Source organism: Priestia megaterium, from assembly GCF_041941685.1.
GTDB classification, from domain to species: Bacteria; Bacillota; Bacilli; order Bacillales; family Bacillaceae_H; genus Priestia; species Priestia megaterium_C.
The window spans coordinates 3,794,877-3,818,057 of the sequence record NZ_CP130958.1 but is presented as its reverse complement, the minus strand read 5'-3'; the positions used below and the strand labels follow the sequence as shown (position 1 = coordinate 3,818,057).

Here is a 23,181-nt window from a genome sequence, read left to right as displayed (position 1 = left end):
AGCTTTTTTCTTATATAACAAGTAGGAAGCTAGAGCAAACAGGCAGCGCTACAAGGGACGTTTTTAATACGGGAGCAGGTACGCGATTTGTAAATTTTGCTCCAATATATGAACCAACCATTGTGCCGACTACTACTTGGATCAACAGCGGAATATCTAAAAAGCCCTGCTGATAATAGCCCATTCCTCCGCCGATGGCAATCGGAATAATAACGAGCATTGTGGTTCCGGCCGACTGACGAATAGACAAGCCTAACACCATCATAAGACCAAGCTGGATAAATGGAGTTGATCCAATTCCAAACATTCCTGACAGAGCGCCGGTAATTAAGCCAATTAGTAAAGAGTAGACGACAAATTTAGCTCCTGTTGGAACAGTACGTTCTTTTTGCTGACGGGAAAATAAAAACATACGCAGCCAAAGCAATACACCAGATAATAAAAGCATGCCGGCTGTTAGCCATTTAAGCTCGCCTTCTGGGATAAAGGATGAAAGGTTAGACCCAATCCAAGCGCCTAATGCACCGAGGATACCAACAGAGATACCGGATTTTAAAGATACGTTACCTTCGCGGTAATGACTGACGGCGCCAGATAAAGAAGAGAAAATCATTGCGGTAAGAGCCGTTGCGAGTGCAACGTGTACAGATACGCCGTACAGCAACGTTAAAATTGAAATAATAAAACCTGATCCGCCTGCTCCGACAAATCCTAAGATCAGTCCGACGGCTAACATTGTTAAAACAATTGAAACATCCATAAACTAATTCCTTCTTTCAACACTTATTCTATGCAGACACATAACATTTTCGGCAAGTGCTACGTTCTTCATTTAAACATGAATTTTTTATGACGTCCAATGTATAATTTATATGAAATTAATAGTATTATGTAATAAGTAAAGGATGTGAAAAAATGGAATGGCAGCAGCTCGAATATTTTAATGTTGTAGCTCAAACGGAACATTTCACAAAGGCCGCAGAAAAATTATCAATCGCACAGCCTACGCTCAGCCGCTCAATTTCTAAATTAGAATCAGAGCTTGGCGTGCCGCTATTTGAACGAAAAGGAAGACAAGTCATTTTAAATCGATACGGACGGCTTTTTTATGAACGAACGGCTAAAGTATTAAACGAAATGGAAGAGGCTAAACGTGAGCTTTCAGATTTAATCCACCCTCACCGCGGCAGTATTTCGTTTGCTTTTTTAAAATCATTAGGCGCTTCCTCCGTCCCAAAACTAGTTCATGCTTTTTTACAAGAGTATCCGAACGTTCAATTTCAAATTTTTGAGAACGCTACGAACATCATGCTCGATCAGCTTCAAACAGGGGAAATTGATTTTTGTATGTCTTCCGTAACGGAATCGAGGGCAGGAATTCAGTGGGAATATTTATGGAAAGACGAGCTGTACGCGTATGTCCCTGATACGCATTCTTTTGCCTCAAGACAAGTGCTTTCGATTTCAGAGTTGGCTCATGAATCGTTTATCGCGTTAAAAAAAGGATACGGAAGCCGAACAATTTTTGATCAGCTGTTTGAAGAAGCCGAGATTGCCCCAAATATTACGTTTGAAGGAGAAGAATTTTTAACGGTGATTGGTTTTGTAGCGGCTCATTTAGGGGTTGCCATGCTTCCTGAAATAAAGGGAGTGGACTTGCGAGGCATAAAAAAAATAAAGCTCAAAGAAGACACAGCTTCAAGGGTAATTGGGATCGCGTGGAACAAGGATAAATATTTAACTCCTGTTGCGAAAAAGTTCCAGGAATTTTTAATTCAGTATTTCAAAGACCATCATACAGGAGGAAAACGATGAAGAAAATTGCTTGCCTGCACGCTCATCATTCGAACATCTCTTATATAGAAAAAGCGCTGCCGTTTGCGAACTGTATGCATTTCGTAGACCCTGGACTTGTACATCGGGTAACAACCGACCCTAAGTTTGCAGCGGAGTCAGCAGCTGCAAAAGTAGAAAAGCAGTTAAAGTGGATGGAAGAATGTTCAGCGGATGCCATTTTACTTACGTGTACGAATTACATTGCTCTTTTACCAGAAGCATTTACAAGCGATGTTCCAATTATTAAAATCGATGAGCCTTATTTTCGCCGAATATGTGAAATAGAAGAACCGCAGCTTATCGTGTTTACAAATCCGGAGACCGTAGAAGGAACAATGAAGCGCCTAGACGAATTTGCATTTTATCAAAATGTAAAGATAAAGGTTCGCCCTGTTGTGATAGAAGGTGCTTTTGAACTAGTAATGACTGGAAACCTAGAGAAATATAAACAGAAGGTGAAACATGTCTTACATGAGCTAATAAAAGAGCATAACACTGTTGTTTCAGTGGCGCAGCTCTCGATGGTAGAAGCGGCGGCGGAGGTAAGCGACCGTATTATTACGCCTCTTCAACCGTTAGCGGAAGAAGTGAGAAAAACAATTATTAGGTCATAAGAAATGAAAAAAAGAAAAAATAAATGGTAAAATATTCACTTTATTTTGACAAAAATTTCATTTCCTTATATAATAAGTAGTGTTATAGAAACCACTTATTATATAGGGGAGGCATCGTTTTGTGAAGAAAGCAAATGCGCGCGATAAGATTTTAGAAACAGCATCGCGGCGTTTTCAGCTGCAAGGCTATCATGCAACAGGATTAAATCAAATTATTAAAGAGAGTGGGTCGCCAAAAGGGAAAGAAGAACTGGCGATTCACGCTGTTCAATATACGAATAAATACGTCCAAGTTCAAATTAAAGAAAGTCTAAATAAATCTTCTGACGCAGCGCAGGCTATTCAGTATTTTATTGAAGAATTGTCCAAGCAGTTTGAACACGAAGAAAGTATTGCTGGTATGCCTGTTGGACTGCTGGCTGGAGAAACGGCGCTTATTAATGAGCCGCTGCGCGAAGTCTGCTACGCAGCGTTTCAAGATTGGGAAAAACTTTTTAGAGAAAAAATGATAGAGAGCGGATTTCAAGAGAAGCAGGCAGGAGAGCTTGCAGTTGTGATTAACTGTATGATCGAAGGAGGAATCTTGCGTTCGTTAACAGAGAAAACAAGCGCTCCTTTGCAGCAGATTCAGCAGCAGATTCCAGTTCTTGTTCGTAAATAAAAAGTGAGGCTGGAACATCACAAAATGAATCTAATCTAAAGACTAACAATCGGGATACATGATCTGGACTGCTTGTGACACCGCTGTTGATTTCTGTGCAAGGCTTCGCTTTCCGCGGGAGGCCGCTGAGCCTCATCGTCGCTTTTGTTCCTGAGGCGTCTCATCTGTGCCGTTTTGCCCGCAGGAGTCTTCGCCTTGTCCTCCAATCAACAGCTAGAAGTAGCTACCTACATAAAACCTACGTTCACCATAATCATAAAAAAACAAGAACTATTCATCCTTTGTGATAGATAGTTCTTGTTTCACTTTAACTAGACTACTTTGTCCTCGACTCTTTTTTATAGATTGACGGAATTTGGCATATATTGATAAAATTTAAAAGTATATTTTCTGGAAATTCTATTTCTTGAAAAGAGAAAGAAAGGAGTAGCTTGTGATTTTTACTATTATTCAAGCTGATGATACGTGGGCACTATGGGGAATTCTAGCGATTTGGGCTTCTGTTAGTATTTTTCTCGAACAAAAGTATAAGTGGGCTTCTTTTCTGTCAGGAGCTATTATCGCGCTAGCAGGAGCGCTTATCCTATCAAATTTAAAAATCATTCCAACAGAGTCTCCGGTTTATGATGCGGTTTGGGCGTATCTAGTACCGCTTGCCATTCCATTATTGTTATTTCAAGTCAATATGAAAGAATTATTTCAAGAAAGCCGGAAACTGCTTTTTATTTTCTTAATCTGTGCAGTAGGAACGGTCATAGGGAGCACGGGAGGCTTCTTGTTATTAAAAGATTATATTCCTGAACTAGCAAAAATTGCAGCTGCTATCGGCGCTTCTTATGTAGGCGGAGGGGTTAACTTTGCTACCGTTACGGCCAAATTTGAACCATCAAGTCAAATGGTTTCGGCGACGGTGGTTGCTGATAATATGGTCATGGCTTTACTGTTTGCCGTGTATATGTTTGTTCCTTCTATGAAGTTTTTTAGGAAACATTTTAAGACGCCTCATATTCAAGAAGTAGAGGCTGGGCAATATGGAGAAAATGATCGTCATACGCTTGCAGAAAAATATTGGGCAAAAAAAGAAATTTCGTTAAAAGACGTGGCGGCTTCAATTGGTACATCATTTTTTCTAGTGGTTGCATCGTTTAAATTAGCCGAATGGTTTGGAACAATCATTCCAACCGGTTCAAATGTTTCGGTAGTTCAAATGTTATTACATACTATTTTGAGCGAAAAATACTTATTGCTTTCCACACTTACGTTTCTTGTCATTTATCTGTTTCCTTCTTATTTTAAAAACATTAGCGGAAGCCAAGAAATCGGCACGTACTTCATTTATATTTTCTTTGTTGTCATTGGAGTGCCGGCGTCCATTCCATTAATTGTTGAAAAAGCACCTCTTTTGATTCTATTTGTGCTCATTGTGGGACTGAGTAATTTAATAGTGGGGCTGCTTTTAGGAAAAGTATTTAAAATTGATTTAGAACATATTTTACTGGCGAGCAATGCAACGGTAGGGGGACCTACGACAGCAAGTGCAATGGCGATTGCTAAAGGATGGGGAAGTTTGGTTGGTCCTATCTTGGTAGTAGGAACGCTTGGCTATATTATTGGTAACTATATCGGCTTTGCACTTGGCTATTGGTACTTAACATTTTAAATAAAAAAACCCCTCCTCTGATGACTCAAAGGAGGGGTTTTTTTATTTAGCGTGCTTGACTGCTGATGATCGATAAAAGCGGCCTTTAAAGATATACGTAGCTGTAATAAATAAATAGATAGCTAGTGTAATAGTCGTAATAACAATGGAGGTTGTGCAGATAACACCAATTAAAATAGCGCTTAGTGCAATTAGGGCAGCCCACGTCGTATAAGGAAACCATTTAACAGAGTAGCTGCTCGATGCTTCTGGCTGAACTTTGCGGGACTTTAAGTGTGCGATCGCAATAATCAACCAAATAAACAACACGGTATATCCTAAGGATCCCATTAAATAATCAAATGTTTTACTTCCTGCAAATAAGGAAATCAACACGCCCACATAAAGGGATGATGTACACATTAAGATTGCATAGACAGGAACTTTGTTAACAGAAAGTTTCGAAAATATCTTCGGCACTCGACCGTCTACTGCTTGCGTATATAAAATACGTGATGAACCGTAAAGTCCTGAGTTCATGGAAGAAATAACGGCTAACAAGATCACGGCATTCATAATATGGTCTGCTCCAGGAATTCCAATCATTTTAAATACCATCACAAAAGGGCTTTGAGAAACGCCGTTCACTTCATTCCAAGGAATTAAGCTCACGATGATGAAAAACGGGAATAGATAAAAAGCAATGATGCGCGTTAATGTGCTGCGCACGGCTTTTGGTACTACTTTTTCAGGGTTTTTTGTTTCAGCTAGCGTTACTCCGATGATTTCAGTTCCACCGTAAGAGTAGATGACCACTAACATAGCCGTAATTAACCCAGTTGGTCCTTTAGGGAAGAAACCGCCGTGATCGCTCAAGTTTGAAAAACCCGCTGCGGTATGGTGACCAAATGATACAAATAGTAACAGAAGTCCAGCGATGATAAAGATCACAATGACCGTAATTTTAATTAAGGCTAACCAGTATTCCGTTTCAGCAAATGCTTTAACCGAAAGCAAGTTAATAACTGTGACAATAACGGATACGCCTAAAGCAAGCATCCAAATTGGATAATCAGGAAGCCAGTACTGAATAAAAATAGCTGCTACAACGGCTTCAGCTGCAATGTTTAACACCCACATTTTCCAGTAAATCCAGTCTAAAAAATAAGCGGGGTAGCTTCCTAAAATCGACTGAACTAAATCACGAAACGTTCGTGCGTCACTGTTTCGAACCGCCATTTCAGCAAGACCTTGCATAATAAATAGTAAAATAATTCCGCCAATTAAATAAGCAATGATAACTGATGGTCCTGCCATATCAATAGCTGAGCTGCTTCCTTTAAATAAACCAGCGCCAATTGCTCCACCTAGCGCCATCATCATAATGTGACGTGAAGTCATTGTTCGCTGTAAACCTTGGTTGTCCTTCTTCATGACTTTTCCCTCCACTTTTTTATAAAATAAAAAAAGCTTATCGTCTCCTACCTCATTATCAAATGAGAGAAGAGACGATAAGCTTTAGCTAACCGCGGTACCACTCTTGTTGGCTCTTAAAGAACCCTGCTTAAAACCTGATAACGAAGGTTAGACGTTAAAACTTAGAGAATACTTCTGCATTCTTTCTGAATTACCACTCCTGGGCGAGTTCAAAGTATTATTGGACTACGTTACACCAACCCGTAGCTCTCTTGACCGAATAATAAGCTTCTACTACTCCCAATCGCTGTGTTTTTGATTAAAATCTGAAAGTTCTTGATGAATAACCATTACTATACGTGCTTCTTTTTTCTTTGTCAACAGCTATTTTCTAAAAAGTAAAAATGATTGAACTCTGTTTTTTATAGAACTCAGGACTGGTTATTTTGGTAAAAAAATCAGTCGTTTCACCTAATTTTCACCAACTCTGCTTACATTAAGAAATATGAAAAAGCGGTTGTTTTGACAAATACATAGGTGAGGAGAATGAATAGAGTGAAAAAGATGATGTACGTCCGGTTTGGACTGGATCTTTTAATGGCCGTTACGTTTGTTTTATTTTTTAACAAACAGGTATTGGGAGGGTTAACGTTTCATGAAATTGCGGGGCTAGCGATTGCCGTTGCCTTTTTTACCCACGTGCTGCTAAACTGGCAGTGGGTAAAGAAAGTTACGGTTAAATTATTTGACCGCAAGCTTCCGCGCAGAACAAAGCTCGGTTACTTTTTAAATATCATGCTGTTGATTACGATGTCATTTATTATGATAAGCGGTATTTTTATTTCAAGAGTAATATTTCCAAATATTAATATTGGCAATGAACAGTGGTTTAAGGTTTCGCATATTTCGGTATCGTTTTTAGTGTTAATTTTAGTAGCCGCTCACATAGGTCTTCATTGGCAATGGGTTATAAATGTGTGTGAAAATATGACAAAGTTCAAAAAGTCAAAGAAAAGCTTGAGTATAGCAGCTAAGCTCGCAACCGTTGCACTGTTAGTCGTTGGCATATACGAAATAAATGAGACGGGTTTTCTGGGAAAAATTGGAGGAGTAGCGAAAGTGCTGAATTTAAGTTCCTCAGATATGCCGCAAAAAGGCGGTGGAAAGCCGGATTTTGATCGCCATTCATTTAGCGAGAACAAATCTTCTGCGACGGCATCTGCTGGTCACGAACGTCCGAACTTTGATCACGATGGCGGAGGTCCGGAAAGAGGAATGAAAGGAAAAGAAGGCGGTTTTGAAAGTCCGAATCCTTTTGTTGTAATCGGTACTTATTTTGCTATTATGTCGGTTTTTATTATTGTTATTTATTATATTGAAAAAATATTAACAGGAGTAAAAAGACGCAAAAAAATAGCGGGTCCGGCTGCAGGAATTTAAAATAAAAAAGCTTTCTATTTCACTGTTTTTTCATTATACAGAAGTAAAATTATTTATGTAAAAGCGAATGCTTTGCAAAATTAATATGAGATAAACTTAGGTGGTGGAAATGGTGAAACAACACACACAGCCTGAAACGGAACATAAGAAAAATTGGTTTATTAATGCGCTATTGAATTTTGGTATTTATAAAAAAGGGAATCGGCACCTATACGAACTGACACTTCAAGAGTTAGAAGCTCAATATGTAAAAGTGAAAGCATTCATGTATAATCAGGAACCTCTTTCGCAATGATAAAAAAGCACTCAGTATATGAGTGCTTTTTTATCATTGCGAAAGTCTTATTCTTTGACAGGCAAAACTGTACAGATTAAAATCACAGTATATTTTAAAGTTACAGTTTTAAATGACACATATTATAGGAAGGAAAACAATTTCTACCTATAATATGCCAATATTTTTGACCGTATCATTTTTGGAGGGAAATAAAATGACAAATAAAAAGTATGAGCCGCTTTTACAGCCATTTACTTTTTCAAATGGCATCAAATTAGATAACCGCGTTATTCTTGCGCCTATGACAAATTTTTCATCAAATGAAGATGGAACAGTATCAAATGCAGAAGTAGACTACTATGTACGACGTTCAAAAGGTGTTAGCATGGTCATTACAGCATGTACATATGGAACGCCGAACGGCAAAGGATTTCACGGAGAGTTTGCTGCAGACAGCGATGAAATGATTCCTAGCCTGCGCCGTTTAGCAACAGCAATTAAAGATCAAGGAGCAAAAGCAGTTCTTCAAATTTTCCACGGAGGGCGCATGTGTCCGCCTGAGCTTGTTCCAAATGGAGAGGTTGTTAGCGCAAGTGCTGTTGCTGCAGAACAAGAAGGAGCACCGGTGCCTCGAGAGTTAACAAATGAAGAAATCGAAGGCATTATTCACGATTTTGGTGAGATGACGCGCCGTGCCATTGAAGCAGGATTTGACGGAGTTGAAATCCACGGAGCAAATAACTATTTAATTCAGCAGTTCTTTTCTCCGCATTCTAATCGTCGCGAAGATAAATGGGGTGGCAGCGTAGAAAAACGCTTAACATTCCCGCTGGCAATCGTAGACGAAGTAAAGCAAGCCGTTTCTAAACATGCAAAAGAGCCATTTTTAGTAGGCTATCGCTTCTCGCCAGAAGAGCCTGAAACGCCTGGAATTACAATGGCTGATACGTTGAAGTTAGTTGATGCACTAGCAGAAAAAGACCTTGATTATCTTCACGTATCGCTAATGGAATTCTGGTCAAAACCGCGCCGAGGCGTGGAAGATACTCGTTCACGTATTGAAATTATTCAAGAGCGAGTAGGAAGTCGCGTACCTGTGATGGGCGTAGGTTCTATTCATACAGCAGACGAAGCAGCAGCAGCTCTTGAAACGGGTATTCCACTGCTTGCGATTGGCCGTGAATTAATTATGGATCCAGACTGGGTTCAAAAAGTCAAAGAAGGCCGCGAAAATGAAATTGTTACAACATTAAGCAAAAAAGATCAGGAAAAGCTTGTGATTCCTGACCCGCTGTGGCAAGCCGTTATTAACACGCCAGGCTGGTTCCCGGTTGAAGATTAAAAGAAAGACAGAAAAAGCGCAAAGACGATGGGACTGACCCCATGTCTTTGCGCTTTTTTATGAAATATCGCTTTTGATCCATTAATTTACAAATGGATTTCTTTGTGTTTGAATAGTAATAGTTTTCTGAAAGTGAGGTGAAAAAATGAAAGCAGGCCCAATGGTAAAAATGATGGTTTCAATGAGTATTTTTGGTTCAATTGGCTTTTTCTCCACAAAAACTGGACTGCCTTCTTTTGATTTAGTATTTGTTCGCTGTATTTGTGCAACGCTTTTTCTCGGAATGTGCTGGTTTATAACGGGTGAATATAAAAGGGAAAAATGGAATGCCAAAGAAATAAAGCAGATTTTACTGTGCGGAATATTTCTTGTGTTTAACTGGGTGTTTCTATTTAAAGCATTTGAAATGATGTCCGTTACGGTGGCTATTTCTATTTATCATCTTGCGCCCGTTTTAGTATTGCTTCTGGGAAGCTTTATCTTTAAGGAGAAATTAACGGTTCTTGGCGTTATGTCTATCTTCATTTGTTTTGTGGGAACACTTCTGATTATTGGGGTGAAGGAACTTACGATTGCTGGCTTCATGTCGTCAGGAATACTGTGGGCGCTTTTAGCCGCTTTGTTTTATGCATGCACGACGCTGCTTGGCAAAGGAATTATTCATACGAGTGCTTACGCTGTTACATTTCTTCAGACTTTTTTAGGGATTTTTTATTATTGCCGTTTGTTCGTTTCAATGATTTTCATTTCCTAACAACGGCCAATTGGACAGCGATTTTAGTAACGGGCTTTGTACATACTGGTTTAGTTTATTATTTGTTTTTCGACAGCCTGCGCTACTTAAAAACTCAGGTGATTTCAGTTCTGGTATTTTTAGATCCAGCCGTTGCTATTTTATTAGATACAGCATTCACGGGATTTCGCCCGACGCTTTTTCAGTTTGCAGGCATTGTTATGATCTTTTTAGGAATGCTTTTTACTTTGAAGCCAAAACCTTCATCTGAAAAAAATATTTCCAATAGCAAGATTAAAAAGATCACATAGAATTTCTATTTAATCTGCAGGTGTTCATTTATTAAAAAAAGGGGAGCTAGTCATGAAAGTCAGTAAGCAAAACGCAGAACACTACGTGTGGGGAGGAAAATGCGATGGGTGGCACCTAGTGAAAAATAAAGACGTAAGTATTATTCATGAGTGCATGCCCCCTCATACGAAAGAGGTAAGGCATTATCACACGAGAGCACAGCAATTTTTCTTTGTGCTAAAAGGAACAGCCGCTCTAGAAGTAGACGGAATTATTTATGATGTAAAAGCACATGAAGGAATAGAAGTGCTTCCGTCTATTCTTCATCAAATGATGAATCGTTCGAGCGAAGAGATTGAGTTTCTTGTTATTTCACAGCCCTTTGCACAAGGAGACCGCATAGCTGTTGACGAAGATAAAGACTAAGCATAGATAAGTCTAATTTTACTAGTCCTAACAGTAAGCAAAGAATACCGTCCAGTACAATAGTACCTTTTTATTCAGTAAGTGGAATATTATGATCAATAAAATAAAAATACTTTTATTGCAGAGCAGAAATGTGGTAAATTAATATGTATGCAATATAGGGAGAACAAAATTTACAAATTAACAATTGTGTAATAGTAACATCACGATAAAAAAATAAGAGATTACAAGTTAAAATGTAAATTTTGTAGATGACTAAAAAAAGAGATGAAGATGATATTGTTTGACAAATTGAATCATTTTCAGGTAATCTTTTGCAGGACGTAACCGTTACGATTTAATGTATGGGACTTTCCTGAGGTTAGCTGGACATGAAATCTCTACTTTTTAGTGAAAGGAATTTGAAAATGAAAAAACTATTTTCAAAGCCGTTGTTTTACTTTTTTATAGCGGTTTTATTCATGTGGATCAAGTCTTACATGTCTTACAAAGTGGAGTTCAACTTAGATATAAGTGACTCAATGCAAAAAACGTTATTGTTTATTAATCCAATTAGTTCAACTTTGATCTTTTTAGGGTTAGCATTGTTTGCAAAAGGAAAAAGAGCCATCGTTTGGACGCTTATCCTTAGTACAATCATGACGGTCATTTTGTACAGCAATATTTTATATTATCGATTCTTCAATGACTTTGTGACATTGCCTACTTTAACGCAAACAAGCAATGCGGGTCATTTAGGAGGCAGTATCGCTGATTTAGTAAAAGCTCACGATATTTTTTACTTTGTAGATATCATTTTACTGATTGCGCTATTGTTTGTTAGAAAAATCGAATGGCCAAAAGCACGCCTTAAATTCCGCTATACGTTCATGGTACTAGCGGCAGGAGCTATCGCTTTTGCAATTAACTTGCACTATGCTGAAAAAGATCGCCCTGAATTATTAACAAGAACATTTGATCGCAACTACCTAGTGAAATATTTAGGAGCATACAACTACACGGTGTATGATGCAGTTCAAACGTTTAAAAACTCAAAGCAGCGAGCATTCGCAAGCAGTGATGACTTAACAACAGTGAAAAACTTCAGTACAAGTCACTATGCAGCTCCAAATATTGAGTATGCCGGTAAAGCAAAAGGAAAAAACATTATTAAAATTCATCTAGAATCATTTCAGTCATTCCTGATTAACTATAAGTTAAACGGGCAAGAAGTAACGCCGTTTTTAAACTCATTAGCAAATGGAAATGAATTTATGTATTTTGATAACTTCTTCCATCAAACAGGACAAGGTAAAACAGCTGATGCAGAGCTTATGATGGATACGTCATTATACGGCTTGCCTCAAGGATCAGCATTTAGCTTAAAAGGTCGCAACACGTACCAAGCAGCACCAGCGATCTTAGATCAAAAGGGCGGCTATACAAGTGCCGTTTTACACGGAGACTATAAAACGTTCTGGAACCGTAATGAAATTTATAAGCAGTTCGGTGTGGATAAATTCTTTGACGCAAGTTATTACAATATGACTGGTGATAACAAAGTAAACTATGGATTAAAAGATAAGCCATTCTTCAAAGAATCTATGCCAATGCTACAGTCATTGAAGCAGCCGTTCTATGCACATATGATTACATTAACAAACCATTTCCCATTTGTCCTTGATAAAGGCGATGCTAGCATTGAGCCGGCAAACACAGGAGATGGAACGGTAGACCGTTATTTCCAAACGGCTCGTTATTTGGATGAATCACTGCAGGAATTCTTTACAGAGCTAAAAGCTTCAGGCTTATATGACAACTCAGTTATTATGATTTACGGTGACCACTACGGTATTTCTGAAAATCATAACAAAGCAATGGAAAAAGTTCTTGGCGAGAAAATTACGCCATATAAAAACGCTCAGCTTCAACGCGTACCGTTCTTCCTTCACGTACCAGGTGTAAAAGGCGGAGTGAACCATACGTACGGCGGTGAAATTGACGTAGTACCTACGCTTCTTCACTTAGTGGGAATTGATAGTAAAGAGTATGTTCAATTCGGTACAGATTTATTATCAAAAGACCATGATCAGGTAGTAGCATTTAGAAACGGTGATTATGTTTCTCCGAAATACACGTCAATTGACGGCAAGTATTACGATACAAACACAGGAGAAAGAATCACAGCAACAGACGAAGCGAAAGCTTATAAAAAGAAAGTTGGAAGAGAGCTAGAACTTTCTGATAAAGTGTTATACGGTGATTTATTACGATTTAATAAATTAGATGACTTTAAACCGGTCGATCCATCAAAATATATGTATGGAAAAGACCAAGAAACAGAAAAGTAATGTAAGCTTTCACACCATACAATCCAAACAAGCAAGTAGAGGAGCTTTTTAAAAGCTTAGCTACTTGCTTGTTTTATGAGAACTTCATTGAAAAAGAAAGCTGGTGACAGAAACGTGGAGCGAACAAGACGCAAAAGAAGAAGAAGAGTTCGATGGGGCAGAGTGTTCTTTGCTTTGTTGTTTCTTTTTATTATCGTTGGAGGCATATACAGCTATTTCCAATATAAGCAAGGGCTATCGATGGCAAGCGATGGTAAATTTGCGGATGACGGCACGACATTTGAACAGTTTCAAGGCAGTCTCCCAAATAACGGAGAAGTAAATATGCTGCTGTTAGGAAGTGACTCGCGCGGGGAGAAGCATTCTCGTACAGACTCTATTTTAATTGCTCACTACGATTCTAAAAGCAAACACCCGAAAATTGTTTCCCTTATGAGGGATATGTACGTGGATATTCCAGGACACGGCAAGCAAAAGCTGAATGCTGCTTACGCGTTCGGAGGTCCTGAGCTGCTGCGTCAAACGATCAAACAAAATTTTGATATCGATATTAACTATTATGCAGTTGTGGACTTCGAAGGGTTTTCAAAAATTGTAGATACGATTGCACCTGATGGCATTGAAGTAACCGTGCCTCACGATATGTCTTCGGGAATTGGTATGACGCTTCACAAAGGTACCCAAGTTTTACACGGTGAACAACTGCTTGGCTACGTGCGTTTTCGTCATGATAACATGAGTGATTTTGGACGCGTTCAGCGCCAGCAAGAAGTCGTTTTAAAGCTTAAAGATGAAGTAGCAAGCCTAAACAGCGTGTTTAAAATACCGAAGCTTCTCGGCGTAATGGATCCTTATATCGATACAAATTTAGATACAAAAAGCATGATGCTTCTGGCTAAAGATGTGGTAACAGGAAACATGAAAGATGTTCAAAGCCTGCGACTGCCGTTAGACGGATCGTTTGAAAACAAAACGTATAGCGGTGTTGGTATGGTGCTTGATATTGATTTAGATAAAAATAAAGAAGCGCTGCAAGAATTCTTAAATGATAAATAAAGAAAAGCCTCGAGACGCATGTCTCGAGGCTTTTTCCTTATACATAGACGATGATGCGTTTGAATGACGTAATTAAACTGGTCACTATACCGGAGCATACAACAATAAATAATGAATAAATAGCTGTATCGTTTTGAAGCAGTAAAATACCTGAAATAATAATAGATGCGTCAATCACTAAAATGATGATGCCGGGGTTTAAAGATAACCATTTCGCAAGTATCAGAGAAAATAAGTCGACCCCGCCTTGACTTGCGTGCTGCCGGAGCATGATGCCGGTTCCGATTCCGTTAAAAACACCTCCAAGGCAAGCGCTTAAGATAATGGGAAGGTGAAAAATCCCGTGAAGCGGAAACAGCAAATCAATCATAACGGCTGAGAGAACCATGCCATAGATAGCATTTAAAAAATAAGAGCGGTTAAAACCTAGGGCGAGAAGGTAAATCGGCAAGTTTAAGCAAAAAATCATCACACCTACTTTATAGCCAAGTAAATAATTAATGATTAAGCTAATTCCTGTAATGCCTCCTGTTACAAGCTGAAGCGGAAGAATAAAAACGTTAATTCCAATACTAACAAACACACTGCCAATTCCAATTGCAATCAATTTTTTATACATGCTGTCTCATCCTTGTCTATGAATCTCTTTATATGTATATGAAGACAAGCAGAGTTTCAGCACAAAGACCGCTTCTGAAACCATAATGAACGGATTAAATATATGCAAAGGAAGCTGTTTTAAAATGCAAATGTGTTGCATAAACATGGTTCACCATAGACAATAAGAACTAACGAAGAAGGTAAATGGAGGAGAAAAAATTGATCGTTCGAAAAGCTAGAGAAGAAGAAACATCATCTATTGAAACAGTGACGCTTGCTGCTTATGAGCAATATGCAGCTGTAAAATCAGAAGCACACTGGAAAAGATATCGAAAGGGAATTTTACATACCCTGAGTGAAGAAAAGAAATTTGAGTGCATTGTAGCTGAAATCGATGGAGAAATGGCAGGAAGCGTTTTGTTTTATCCTCCGAATACAGATGTATACGGAGGATTGTTAAAGCCATTTCCATGGGCTGAAATTCGTCTGCTGGCAGTTGCTCCGTCTCATCGCCGAAAAGGAGTCGCCAATGCGCTTCTTGAGGCGTGTGAAAAAAAATCTCGGAAGCTAGGGTGTTCTTATTTAGGTTTACATACAGATCATTCAATGGAACATGCCATTAAGCTGTACACTAAAAGAGGTTACGTTCGCTTTCCTGATAACGATTTTTATCCGGTAAAAGATTTGCACGTTATGGCATTTAGAAAATCAGTTTAATAAAAAAAGCCTTTGAAATCATTGATTTCAAAGGCTTTTGTATTTATATAACGTGACGATTCCAGTGGCGGTGAGCTGAAATAGCTTCAATAAATTCATCTGTAAAGCGTGTAGTTTCTCCAGTTACGACACCGGGACTACTATCTAAGCCAGCAGCTTTTAGCCACTTAACACCTTCATCCGTCGCGCCAATTGGTTTAAAGTGCTCGAATGCTTCTTGAGCAAACGTCAGTGCTTCTTTACGAAACTTCTCATCAGCCGACGAACTTCCGACAACATACACCGCATCGAATAAAACAGAATCACTTGTTAAGAACGTGTGCTGTACTTCAAGTTCTGACCCGTCTGTTCCTTTTACGTTTTGGAGGGTTGTGCTTACAATTTCAGGCTGAATGCCCTGTTGTTTTAAACTGTTTAACACTTGGGGTAGGTCACTGCTAAAGTCATTAGCTACAATGACAGCTACTTTACGCGTATTCGGCTTTTTAATCGTCTTTTCCTGACTAAGAGCCGGAGATGACTTGGTCACTGGCGCGTCTTCTCCTGATGGAGGCGTTGCACCAATCGCTTGTGCTACTTGTTTAGCTAGCACTGTGCTGACGTTGGCAAACATATCAACGACCTGCTGCTGAACAGACTTGCTTTTCACTTTTCCAAGCTCAAAGCTGAAAGCACTGATAATATGCTCCTTTTCAGGGTCGCTCATGCTATTCCAGAATAGCGTTGCCTGTGAAAAGTGGTCTTTAAAACTTTCGCTTCGGCTTCGAACTTTTCTTCCTTCCACTTTGTCTTGATAGTGAGCATAACCGCCCTCTGACTCTGAGACAGGAGCCGGGGTATTGGCTGCAAGAGAGTTTCTGTGATAGCTGACAGGCCCTTTGTTAATCGTTTGACGTCCGTAACCGTCTCGTTGATTGTTATGAAACGGGCACACTGGACGGTTGATTGGAAGTTCATGAAAATTCGGACCGCCAAGACGAATAAGCTGGGTATCCGTGTATGAAAACAATCTTCCTTGTAAGAGAGGATCATTGGAAAAATCAATTCCCGGTACCACATGCCCCGGATGGAATGCGACTTGTTCCGTTTCGGCAAATACGTTGTCCACATTTCGATTTAAGGTCATTTTTCCAACTAGTTTGACGGGAATGTCTTCTTCAGGCCAAAGCTTAGTTGGATCGAGAATGTCAAAGTCGAATTTAAATTCATCTTCCTCATCTATGATTTGAATGCCTAGCTCATATTCAGGATAGTCTCCGTTTTCAATCGATTCCCATAAATCGCGGCGATGAAAATCCGGGTCTTTTCCAGAAATTGTTTGAGCCTCGTCCCAAACAAGGGAATGCGTTCCGAGCACAGGCTTCCAGTGGAATTTGACAAAATGAGCTTTTCCTTCTGCATTAACTAAGCGAAAAGTATGTACGCCGAAGCCCTCCATCATACGCAAACTGCGTGGAATTGCACGGTCTGACATTGACCACATGACCATGTGAGCAGACTCTTGGTTATTGGCGACAAAATCCCAAAACGTATCATGTGCTGAAGCCGCCTGCGGCATTTCGTTGTGTGGCTCAGGCTTAACAGCGTGAATTAAATCTGGAAATTTGATCGCATCTTGGATAAAGAACACGGGAATGTTATTACCAACTAAGTCATAGTTTCCTTCTTCTGTATAAAATTTTGTTGCAAAACCACGGGCGTCGCGCACCGTTTCAGCTGAACCTTTAGAACCTGCTACGGTAGAAAAACGGACAAATACAGGTGTTTTTACAGACGGATTCTGTAAAAATTTAGCTTTTGTATATTCACTGAGAGAGTCATACAGTTCAAATTCTCCGTGAGCAGCGAAGCCTCGTGCATGAACGATGCGTTCAGGAATGCGCTCGTGGTCAAAATGTGTCATTTTTTCACGGAAATGAAAGTCTTCCATAAGGGTTGGACCACGTTCACCTGCTTTTAAAGAAAATTCATCTTCGGAAAGCTTTAACCCTTGGTTGGTTGTGAGCGCTTGGTTTCGATCATCTGTTTTAAACTGCTCGAGCTGTTCTTGCTTGCTTTTTTCATTTACAGGGTGCTTTTTTGTCATACCTGTCTTCCTCCTTGATCTTCAGTTAATAATCATTACAAAATGTGTACCCTATTAAAAGTTGAAGCAAACAGAAATGTTGGAATTTTTTCGTAGGAAATCCGTTATTTTCTTGTTATGATTATGAATAAGTATTCATAAATAAGAAAATCAAAGGAGAGGGGATACATAGATGAAAACACGGGTAACAGATTTATTAGGGATTCAATATCCAATTGTACAAGGAGGTCTGGCGTATTTAGCGTACGCAGAACTTGCTGCTGCTGTCTCAAATGCAGGAGGGCTTGGACAAATTACAGCTATGACGCTCCGAACACCTGAGAAACTTCGAGCTGAAATTAAGAAAGTACGTTCTTTAACTGAGCGTCCTTTTGGCGTTAATTTTGCTGTTGGAGGTCAAACAGAAGGTTCTTATAAAGAACTTCTCGACGTAGCAGTAGAAGAAGGCGTGCCGGTTGTTTCCATAACAGGAGCAAATCCCGCACCTATTTTTGAGAGATTAAAAGGAACGGGAATTAAAACGCTCGTACTGGTAGCCAACGTGCGTCAAGCTCAAAAAGCCGAGAAGCTAGGAGCAGATGCTGTCATGGCAGTGGGGCAAGAAGCAGGAGGACATATCGGACGTGAGGATCTGGGCACAATGGTATTAATTCCTCGAGTAGCTGCGGCTGTGTCAATTCCGGTTTTGGCAAGCGGAGGGATTGGAAACGGACAAGGATTATTAGCAGCGTTATCATTAGGCGCTGAAGGGATAGAAATGGGAACACGTTTTATCGCGACAAAAGAATGTGTAGATGCCCATGATGCGTATAAACAAGCTATTGTAGAAGCAAAAGAAACCGATACTGTGGTTATTAAACGTTCGTTCGGGGCACCTGGACGCGTATTGAAGTCCCACTACACTCTTGACATTATCGAGCGTGAGCAGCAAGGAGAGAGGTACGAAGAGTTAAAAGACGCCATTAGCGGAGGGGCAAACTGCCGGTATATTTATGAAAATAAAATCGATGAAGGCTATGGATGGGCAGGCCAAGTCGTTGGACTGATTGATAATATTCCAACGGTGCAAGAGCTTTTTGCCAGTATGATAGAAGAAGTAGAAGCTGGTTCTAAACGACTGCTGAGTATATTGGAAAAGAAGTAGAGATACAAGCCGTCATACTGCAGCAATTATTCGCATATTTATAATCTATATCTCTAAATGAGGTGAGAGAATGAAAAGGATGCGAGCATTTGCTATTATGACGTTTTTAGTAGTAGGTTCAGGGTATGCAGTTTTTACTAAAAAAGAAGAAGTTTTCAAGACTCAGCAAGCACAAGTGTACGAAGAAGCAAAGCCTGTTATTAAACAAATGGACAAACTGGATATTTGGCATAAAATCAGCAGCGGTTTAACTGAAGCGGGCTATGAATCAAGGGGTGTGAATTCTTCCCTTTACTCAAAAGACAGAGTAGAGCTGGATGTGTATATGGAGCCTTCCGTTTCAGCTGATGCCAAAACGCAAGAAACGATTAAACAAATGGTATATAAAATACTCGAAGAAAATAAGTTTCAGCAAAAGGCCTTTTATGTAACAATTAAATTCCTGCCCGAAAAACAAGCAAAATAGACTTGTCTCGGCCAGGAAATTTTTTTGTTAAAATGCTTTTTCATTGGCTGCTGGAATACTCTCTGGGAGAGAAATTTCAGCATTTTTGGGCTGATACGCAATTTTTCCGTCCAGCACATCATTTGCTTTTTGTAGATCTAATAAATTTTCCCATCGTGCGATAATAAAAGCAGCTACCGCATAACCAATAATATTAACTGTGGTCCGGTAATTACCCATAAAGCGATCAGGAGCGAGCATCAGAGCAACGGCTGCTACCGGAATGGATCCGGTCGCTGCTGCGGTAGCGGAGAGAGCAACAAAGGCTGACCCTGGAATACCAGCCATTCCTTTAGACGTAAGAAGAAGAACACTAAGCATTAAAAGCTGATCAGTGAGACTCAAATCCACGCCCGTTGCTTGTGCTAAAAAGACGAGGGCAAGAGACAAGTAAATGGAAGCACCGTCTAGATTAAACGAATAGCCCGTAGGCACAACTAGGCCAACGACTGCTTTGTTGCATCCTGCTTGTTCGAATTTATCCATGAGCTGCGGCATAACGGCTTCAGTGGAACCCGTAGCAAATGCCAGCATAATTTCTTCTCGTATATATAGAATGACTTTCCACAAACTTAATTTTAAATAGATTCGTAAAATAACAGCTAAAACAAGAACAAATGCTAGACAAGCAATTGTCATAGCGATAAATAGCTTTCCGAATGCAGCAAGTGTTCCAAGACCGTACTGACTAACTGCGAATGCCATGGCACTAAAAGTGGCAAGAGCCGTTAATTTCATAATGTATCCCATAATTTTAAACAACACATCATTTACTTTTTCCAATACATTTAAAAGGGTCTCTGCTGTTTTTCCACCTATATGGACAAGCGCGATACCAAACAAACAAGAAATTAAAAGCACTTGAAGCATGGAGTTGCTTGAAAAAGCACCAACTGCACTGTCTGGAATCATATTAAGAAAAAAATCACCTTCACTCGGAAGTTCGGAGCCGTTTGTCTTCGCGTCCACTTCGCTTGTGCTTAAGCTTGAAGGATCAACATTCATACCGGTGCCTGGATTCATTACGTTTGCTACTAATAGACCGATAAATAGAGCGAATGTTGTGACAATTTCGAAGTAAAGAATGGTTTTTCCGCCGATACGCCCAACTGTTTTAATGTTTCCAACCTTGGCAATTCCAACAACGACTACTCCAAAAATAAGAGGAGCAATCAGCATTTTGATAAGCTTAATAAAACCGTCTCCAATCGGTTTCACAGCATTTCCAAAGCTTGGCCACAGATATCCTACGGCTATGCCAAGTACAATTGCCATCATAATTTGAAAGAAAAGACCTTTATAAAAAGGTTTTTGCTTACTTTTTTCCGCTGTTTGTGTCATGTGTTCTCCCTTCGTCGTACAATTTTTTTGATATCACAATAGATGTTATGTTTTTTTACATTTTAACGTAAGGTTGTTTGAAGTGTCATTGGTCTCTTTGACTAAAATTCAATAAAAATATTAGTTGAAGTGTATAAGAAGGGAAGGGAGTGGTTTAAAACATTATTATTTTTAATGTAGATCTTTAAAAAAACTAATAAAAAGCACATGCAAAGGCATGTGCTTTTATTTGTTAAATTAGTTTAATTCCGCTAATTAGAATGATGGTTGCCATGATGGCTTGAAGCGGTCTTGAAGGCACTTTCGTTGATAAACGACTTCCGAGTAACACACCTGGAATAGATCCAGTCAATAGGTTAGCAGTCAACATGTAATCCACGCTTCCAAAGCTTGCATTTAAAATACCAGCCACCGTAACGAGAAGAAACGCATGTGCAATATCAGTTCCAACCAGCTCAGATGTTTTTAGCTTAAATAAGTACAGCATCGCAATCGCAAATAATGAGCCCGAACCAATCGATGTTAGTCCGACAATGAATCCAAAGACTACGCCAATTCCGATTGTTAATCCTTTTTTCTGATTTAAGTCCATTTCCTGAAACCGATTTGGGCGAATTAATTTATCAAAAAAGACGCGAAAGATAATTGAAATGGCAACCAGCGTCATGACGTACCCGAGAGCGTGCTTAATAATCGTTTCTTGATGCTCGTGAAAAGATGGAAATGCATGAAGTGTGACAATAGCCAGCACAGCGCTCGGAATACTTCCGAAGGCTAAATATTTTGCTAATTTAAAGTTAATGGTTCGCTGTTTGTAGTGCTGAGCGACTCCGAATAATTTTGTGATAGAATTGTAGACAAGATCTGTTCCTACGGCAATGGAAGGGTTAATGCCGAGTACAATCAGTAAAGGTGTTAATAAAGCGGCACCTCCAACCCCCGTTAAGCCTACAAGGGTTCCAACGAATAATCCCATTAAGGTAATTGATAGTTCCATATTTCGTCCTCCTACTCTCAAAACCAAGTACATTGATCTGATTATAGAGCATTGTAACTCATATGTAAATAAAATTCTGAATATTTTTAGTGAAGTTGAAAAGGTTTTCTTAGCCTTCACTATTTTAGGGAAGGGACGATAAAGCCATAGGAAGTTATAAAAAAGTAAATAGAATACGTTTATTTATCTATGATTACGATCTGATTTGTGTTACAAATGTAAATGCAATAAAAGAGTTTATTTTTATCTCATTTGAAAGACCGGTGAATGCATGAGTTTTGTCACGAAAGATTTGTTAATTAATTTTTTATTTATTTTATTGGCGCTGTTTTTAGTGCAGATGTTTTATTTAATCAAGTATGCTAAACAAATTCATTGGTGGAAAGATCGTTATATCGCGGTATTTCCGATTTTAGCTATTACCTTTTGCCTTTTGTTTCCGGTTAACGGAGCTTATGTCCCGGATGACTATCGAATGGATCTACGAAGAATTCCTTATATTTTAGGAACGTTATATGGAGGCTGGCCGCTAGGAAGCTTGCTTTTTGTCTTTATTTTACTGCTGCGCTTGCTAATTGGCGGGTACGATGTAGGGTTTTTATCAACACTAATTGCTCTTCCGATTTTATCCATTCCTTTATTTTTCATAGCAAAATACTTTTTACATTTCTCATTAAAAAATCGAATTATCGTGAGCACCTGTCTTAGTGTAATCGGTTCTTTATTAGCTATGCTTGTATCTATTTTTGTCTTGCACGTAACAAGCATTCCTATTAGCGTGTGGGTTCAATTTGCGATTTTAGATGTAGCGGGCATGTTTGTAATTACCATACTGTGGGAAGCGATACGGGCAAATTTATTAGTGCTGCAGCGCCTGATGAAAGCAGAAAAACTAGAAATTGTCAGTCATTTAGCCGCCAGCATCTCTCATGAGGTGCGAAATCCTCTAACGGCAAGCAGAGGATTTATGCAAATGCTGCAAGAAGATGAAAAAGAACCTGCTAAAAAACGCTACATTTCCATTGCGATTAATGAACTAGACCGCGCAAAAGAAATCATTGATGATTACTTGCTGTTTGCCAATTCTGCTCCGGAACGAAATGAAAAAATGAATATTTCAGAAGAGATTCATCATGTCACCCATATTATGACGCCTCTTGCCAATATGAATGGAGTTGCTATTGATTTTACATTTGATGAAGAAGTGAAGTTCTTCGTAATGGGAGAAAGAAGAAAGGTTCAGCAATGCCTAATCAATTTATTTAAAAATAGTATTGAAGCGATGCAAAATGGAGGCACGTTAACCGTTAAAGTAGGAAAAGAAGGCGGAGCTGTTATCGTTGATATTATTGATACGGGCTGCGGCATGACGCAAGAACAAATCAACCGGCTAGGCGAACCGTATTTTACAACAAAAGAAAAAGGTACCGGGCTTGGAACGATGGTATCTTTCAGCATTATTCATTATATGAAGGGAAAAGTGAGTGTGTCTAGCATAAAAGGAAAAGAAACGTGCTTTTCACTTCAATTTCCACTTTGTGAATAAAGAGGCCGGGACAAAAGTTATTTAGTTGAAGGAAGATCCGAATGCGTTTGATTCTTGAGGGAGAATCAAACGCATTCGGATTTTTTCATTGGCAGGGTAAATGTAGGTTTCATCTATTTAGTCGCTTCTAGCTGTTGATTGAAGGGCAAGGCGAAGACTCCTGGGGGAAGAGCGGGATAGGTGA

20 protein-coding genes, 1 pseudogene and 1 other annotated feature are annotated in these 23,181 nt (G+C 39.3%); of the genes and pseudogenes, 15 read left to right on the top strand and 6 right to left on the bottom strand.

All coding sequences use genetic code 11. The annotated features are described in order from the left end of the window. Window positions 1-10: 10 nt before the first annotated feature. Entirely contained in the window at window positions 11-760 is a 750-nt protein-coding gene (locus Q5794_RS20300; protein WP_192996442.1) for a sulfite exporter TauE/SafE family protein, read from the bottom strand. A gap of 155 nt (window positions 761-915) precedes the next feature. Between Q5794_RS20300 and Q5794_RS20295 the strand changes: the two genes are divergently transcribed. The 4 genes from Q5794_RS20295 (at window position 916) to Q5794_RS20280 (ending at window position 4,771) form a co-directional block, all read left to right on the top strand. Further along, window positions 916-1,815, top strand: coding sequence for a LysR family transcriptional regulator (locus Q5794_RS20295; protein ID WP_374988386.1), 900 nt, complete (start codon window positions 916-918; stop codon window positions 1,813-1,815). Continuing rightward, window positions 1,812-2,450, top strand: coding sequence for a hypothetical protein (locus Q5794_RS20290; RefSeq protein WP_214984511.1), 639 nt, complete (start codon window positions 1,812-1,814; stop codon window positions 2,448-2,450). Before Q5794_RS20295 ends, Q5794_RS20290 begins: the two co-directional genes overlap by 4 nt. A 121-nt stretch (window positions 2,451-2,571) precedes the next feature. Then, complete coding sequence (locus Q5794_RS20285; RefSeq protein WP_214984512.1) at window positions 2,572-3,111, top strand: TetR/AcrR family transcriptional regulator; 540 nt, start codon at window positions 2,572-2,574, stop codon at window positions 3,109-3,111. Between the two features lie 433 nt (window positions 3,112-3,544). Beyond that, window positions 3,545-4,771: a DUF819 family protein gene (locus tag Q5794_RS20280; RefSeq protein ID WP_214984513.1), complete on the top strand. Its 1,227-nt coding sequence runs from the start codon at window positions 3,545-3,547 to the stop codon at window positions 4,769-4,771. 42 nt (window positions 4,772-4,813) lie between these two features. Here the strand turns inward: Q5794_RS20280 and Q5794_RS20275 are convergent, their stop codons facing one another. Further along, the gene (locus Q5794_RS20275; protein ID WP_025750136.1) at window positions 4,814-6,184 is read right to left on the bottom strand and encodes an amino acid permease; all 1,371 of its coding nucleotides are present in this window, start codon (window positions 6,182-6,184) and stop codon (window positions 4,814-4,816) included. Window positions 6,185-6,251: 67 nt separating this feature from the next. Beyond that, window positions 6,252-6,483: a binding site (T-box leader), on the bottom strand. Window positions 6,484-6,721: 238 nt separating this feature from the next. On the opposite strand from Q5794_RS20275, the gene Q5794_RS20270 reads away from it, so the two are divergent. The 7 genes and pseudogenes from Q5794_RS20270 to Q5794_RS20240 all read left to right on the top strand — a co-directional run bounded on the left by Q5794_RS20270 (window position 6,722) and on the right by Q5794_RS20240 (window position 14,061). Continuing rightward, window positions 6,722-7,606: a DUF4405 domain-containing protein gene (locus tag Q5794_RS20270; RefSeq protein WP_214984515.1), complete on the top strand. Its 885-nt coding sequence runs from the start codon at window positions 6,722-6,724 to the stop codon at window positions 7,604-7,606. A gap of 109 nt (window positions 7,607-7,715) precedes the next feature. After that, a complete protein-coding gene (locus Q5794_RS20265; RefSeq protein WP_013058636.1) occupies window positions 7,716-7,901 on the top strand; it encodes a Fur-regulated basic protein FbpA in 186 nt (61 codons plus the stop codon). A 196-nt stretch (window positions 7,902-8,097) separates the two neighbouring features. Further along, a complete protein-coding gene (locus tag Q5794_RS20260) occupies window positions 8,098-9,225 on the top strand; it encodes an NADH-dependent flavin oxidoreductase (protein WP_098249122.1) in 1,128 nt (375 codons plus the stop codon). A 145-nt stretch (window positions 9,226-9,370) separates the two neighbouring features. After that, a pseudogene (locus Q5794_RS20255) lies at window positions 9,371-10,269 on the top strand (DMT family transporter). Between the two features lie 52 nt (window positions 10,270-10,321). Continuing rightward, window positions 10,322-10,675, top strand: coding sequence for a cupin domain-containing protein (locus Q5794_RS20250; RefSeq protein WP_214984516.1), 354 nt, complete (start codon window positions 10,322-10,324; stop codon window positions 10,673-10,675). Window positions 10,676-11,082: 407 nt separating this feature from the next. Then, entirely contained in the window at window positions 11,083-13,005 is a 1,923-nt protein-coding gene (locus Q5794_RS20245; RefSeq protein WP_025750131.1) for an LTA synthase family protein, read from the top strand. Between the two features lie 87 nt (window positions 13,006-13,092). Then, a complete protein-coding gene (locus Q5794_RS20240; protein ID WP_214984518.1) occupies window positions 13,093-14,061 on the top strand; it encodes an LCP family protein in 969 nt (322 codons plus the stop codon). A gap of 37 nt (window positions 14,062-14,098) precedes the next feature. Here Q5794_RS20240 and Q5794_RS20235 read toward each other — a convergent pair whose 3' ends face one another. Continuing rightward, a complete protein-coding gene (locus tag Q5794_RS20235; RefSeq protein ID WP_013058630.1) occupies window positions 14,099-14,680 on the bottom strand; it encodes a YitT family protein in 582 nt (193 codons plus the stop codon). A 200-nt stretch (window positions 14,681-14,880) separates the two neighbouring features. On the opposite strand from Q5794_RS20235, the gene Q5794_RS20230 reads away from it, so the two are divergent. Continuing rightward, window positions 14,881-15,378, top strand: a complete 498-nt coding sequence (locus Q5794_RS20230; RefSeq protein ID WP_214984519.1) for a GNAT family N-acetyltransferase — start codon at window positions 14,881-14,883, stop codon at window positions 15,376-15,378. Between the two features lie 43 nt (window positions 15,379-15,421). Here Q5794_RS20230 and Q5794_RS20225 read toward each other — a convergent pair whose 3' ends face one another. Continuing rightward, window positions 15,422-17,464, bottom strand: a complete 2,043-nt coding sequence (locus Q5794_RS20225) for a catalase (protein ID WP_374988385.1) — start codon at window positions 17,462-17,464, stop codon at window positions 15,422-15,424. A gap of 172 nt (window positions 17,465-17,636) precedes the next feature. On the opposite strand from Q5794_RS20225, the gene Q5794_RS20220 reads away from it, so the two are divergent. After that, complete coding sequence (locus tag Q5794_RS20220) at window positions 17,637-18,608, top strand: nitronate monooxygenase family protein (RefSeq protein WP_214984521.1); 972 nt, start codon at window positions 17,637-17,639, stop codon at window positions 18,606-18,608. 70 nt (window positions 18,609-18,678) lie between these two features. Beyond that, on the top strand, window positions 18,679-19,074 hold the full coding sequence (locus Q5794_RS20215; RefSeq protein WP_192996467.1) for a hypothetical protein: 396 nt from the start codon (window positions 18,679-18,681) through the stop codon (window positions 19,072-19,074). A gap of 27 nt (window positions 19,075-19,101) precedes the next feature. Here the strand turns inward: Q5794_RS20215 and Q5794_RS20210 are convergent, their stop codons facing one another. Beyond that, a complete protein-coding gene (locus Q5794_RS20210) occupies window positions 19,102-20,454 on the bottom strand; it encodes a cation:dicarboxylate symporter family transporter (RefSeq protein WP_192996469.1) in 1,353 nt (450 codons plus the stop codon). A gap of 232 nt (window positions 20,455-20,686) precedes the next feature. Then, a complete protein-coding gene (locus tag Q5794_RS20205; protein WP_028415040.1) occupies window positions 20,687-21,451 on the bottom strand; it encodes a sulfite exporter TauE/SafE family protein in 765 nt (254 codons plus the stop codon). 271 nt (window positions 21,452-21,722) lie between these two features. Between Q5794_RS20205 and Q5794_RS20200 the strand changes: the two genes are divergently transcribed. Then, window positions 21,723-22,997 carry an ATP-binding protein gene (locus Q5794_RS20200; protein WP_214984524.1) on the top strand — a complete coding sequence of 425 codons (1,275 nt, stop codon included), beginning with the start codon at window positions 21,723-21,725 and terminating at the stop codon, window positions 22,995-22,997. The last annotated feature ends 184 nt before the right edge of the window (window positions 22,998-23,181 follow it).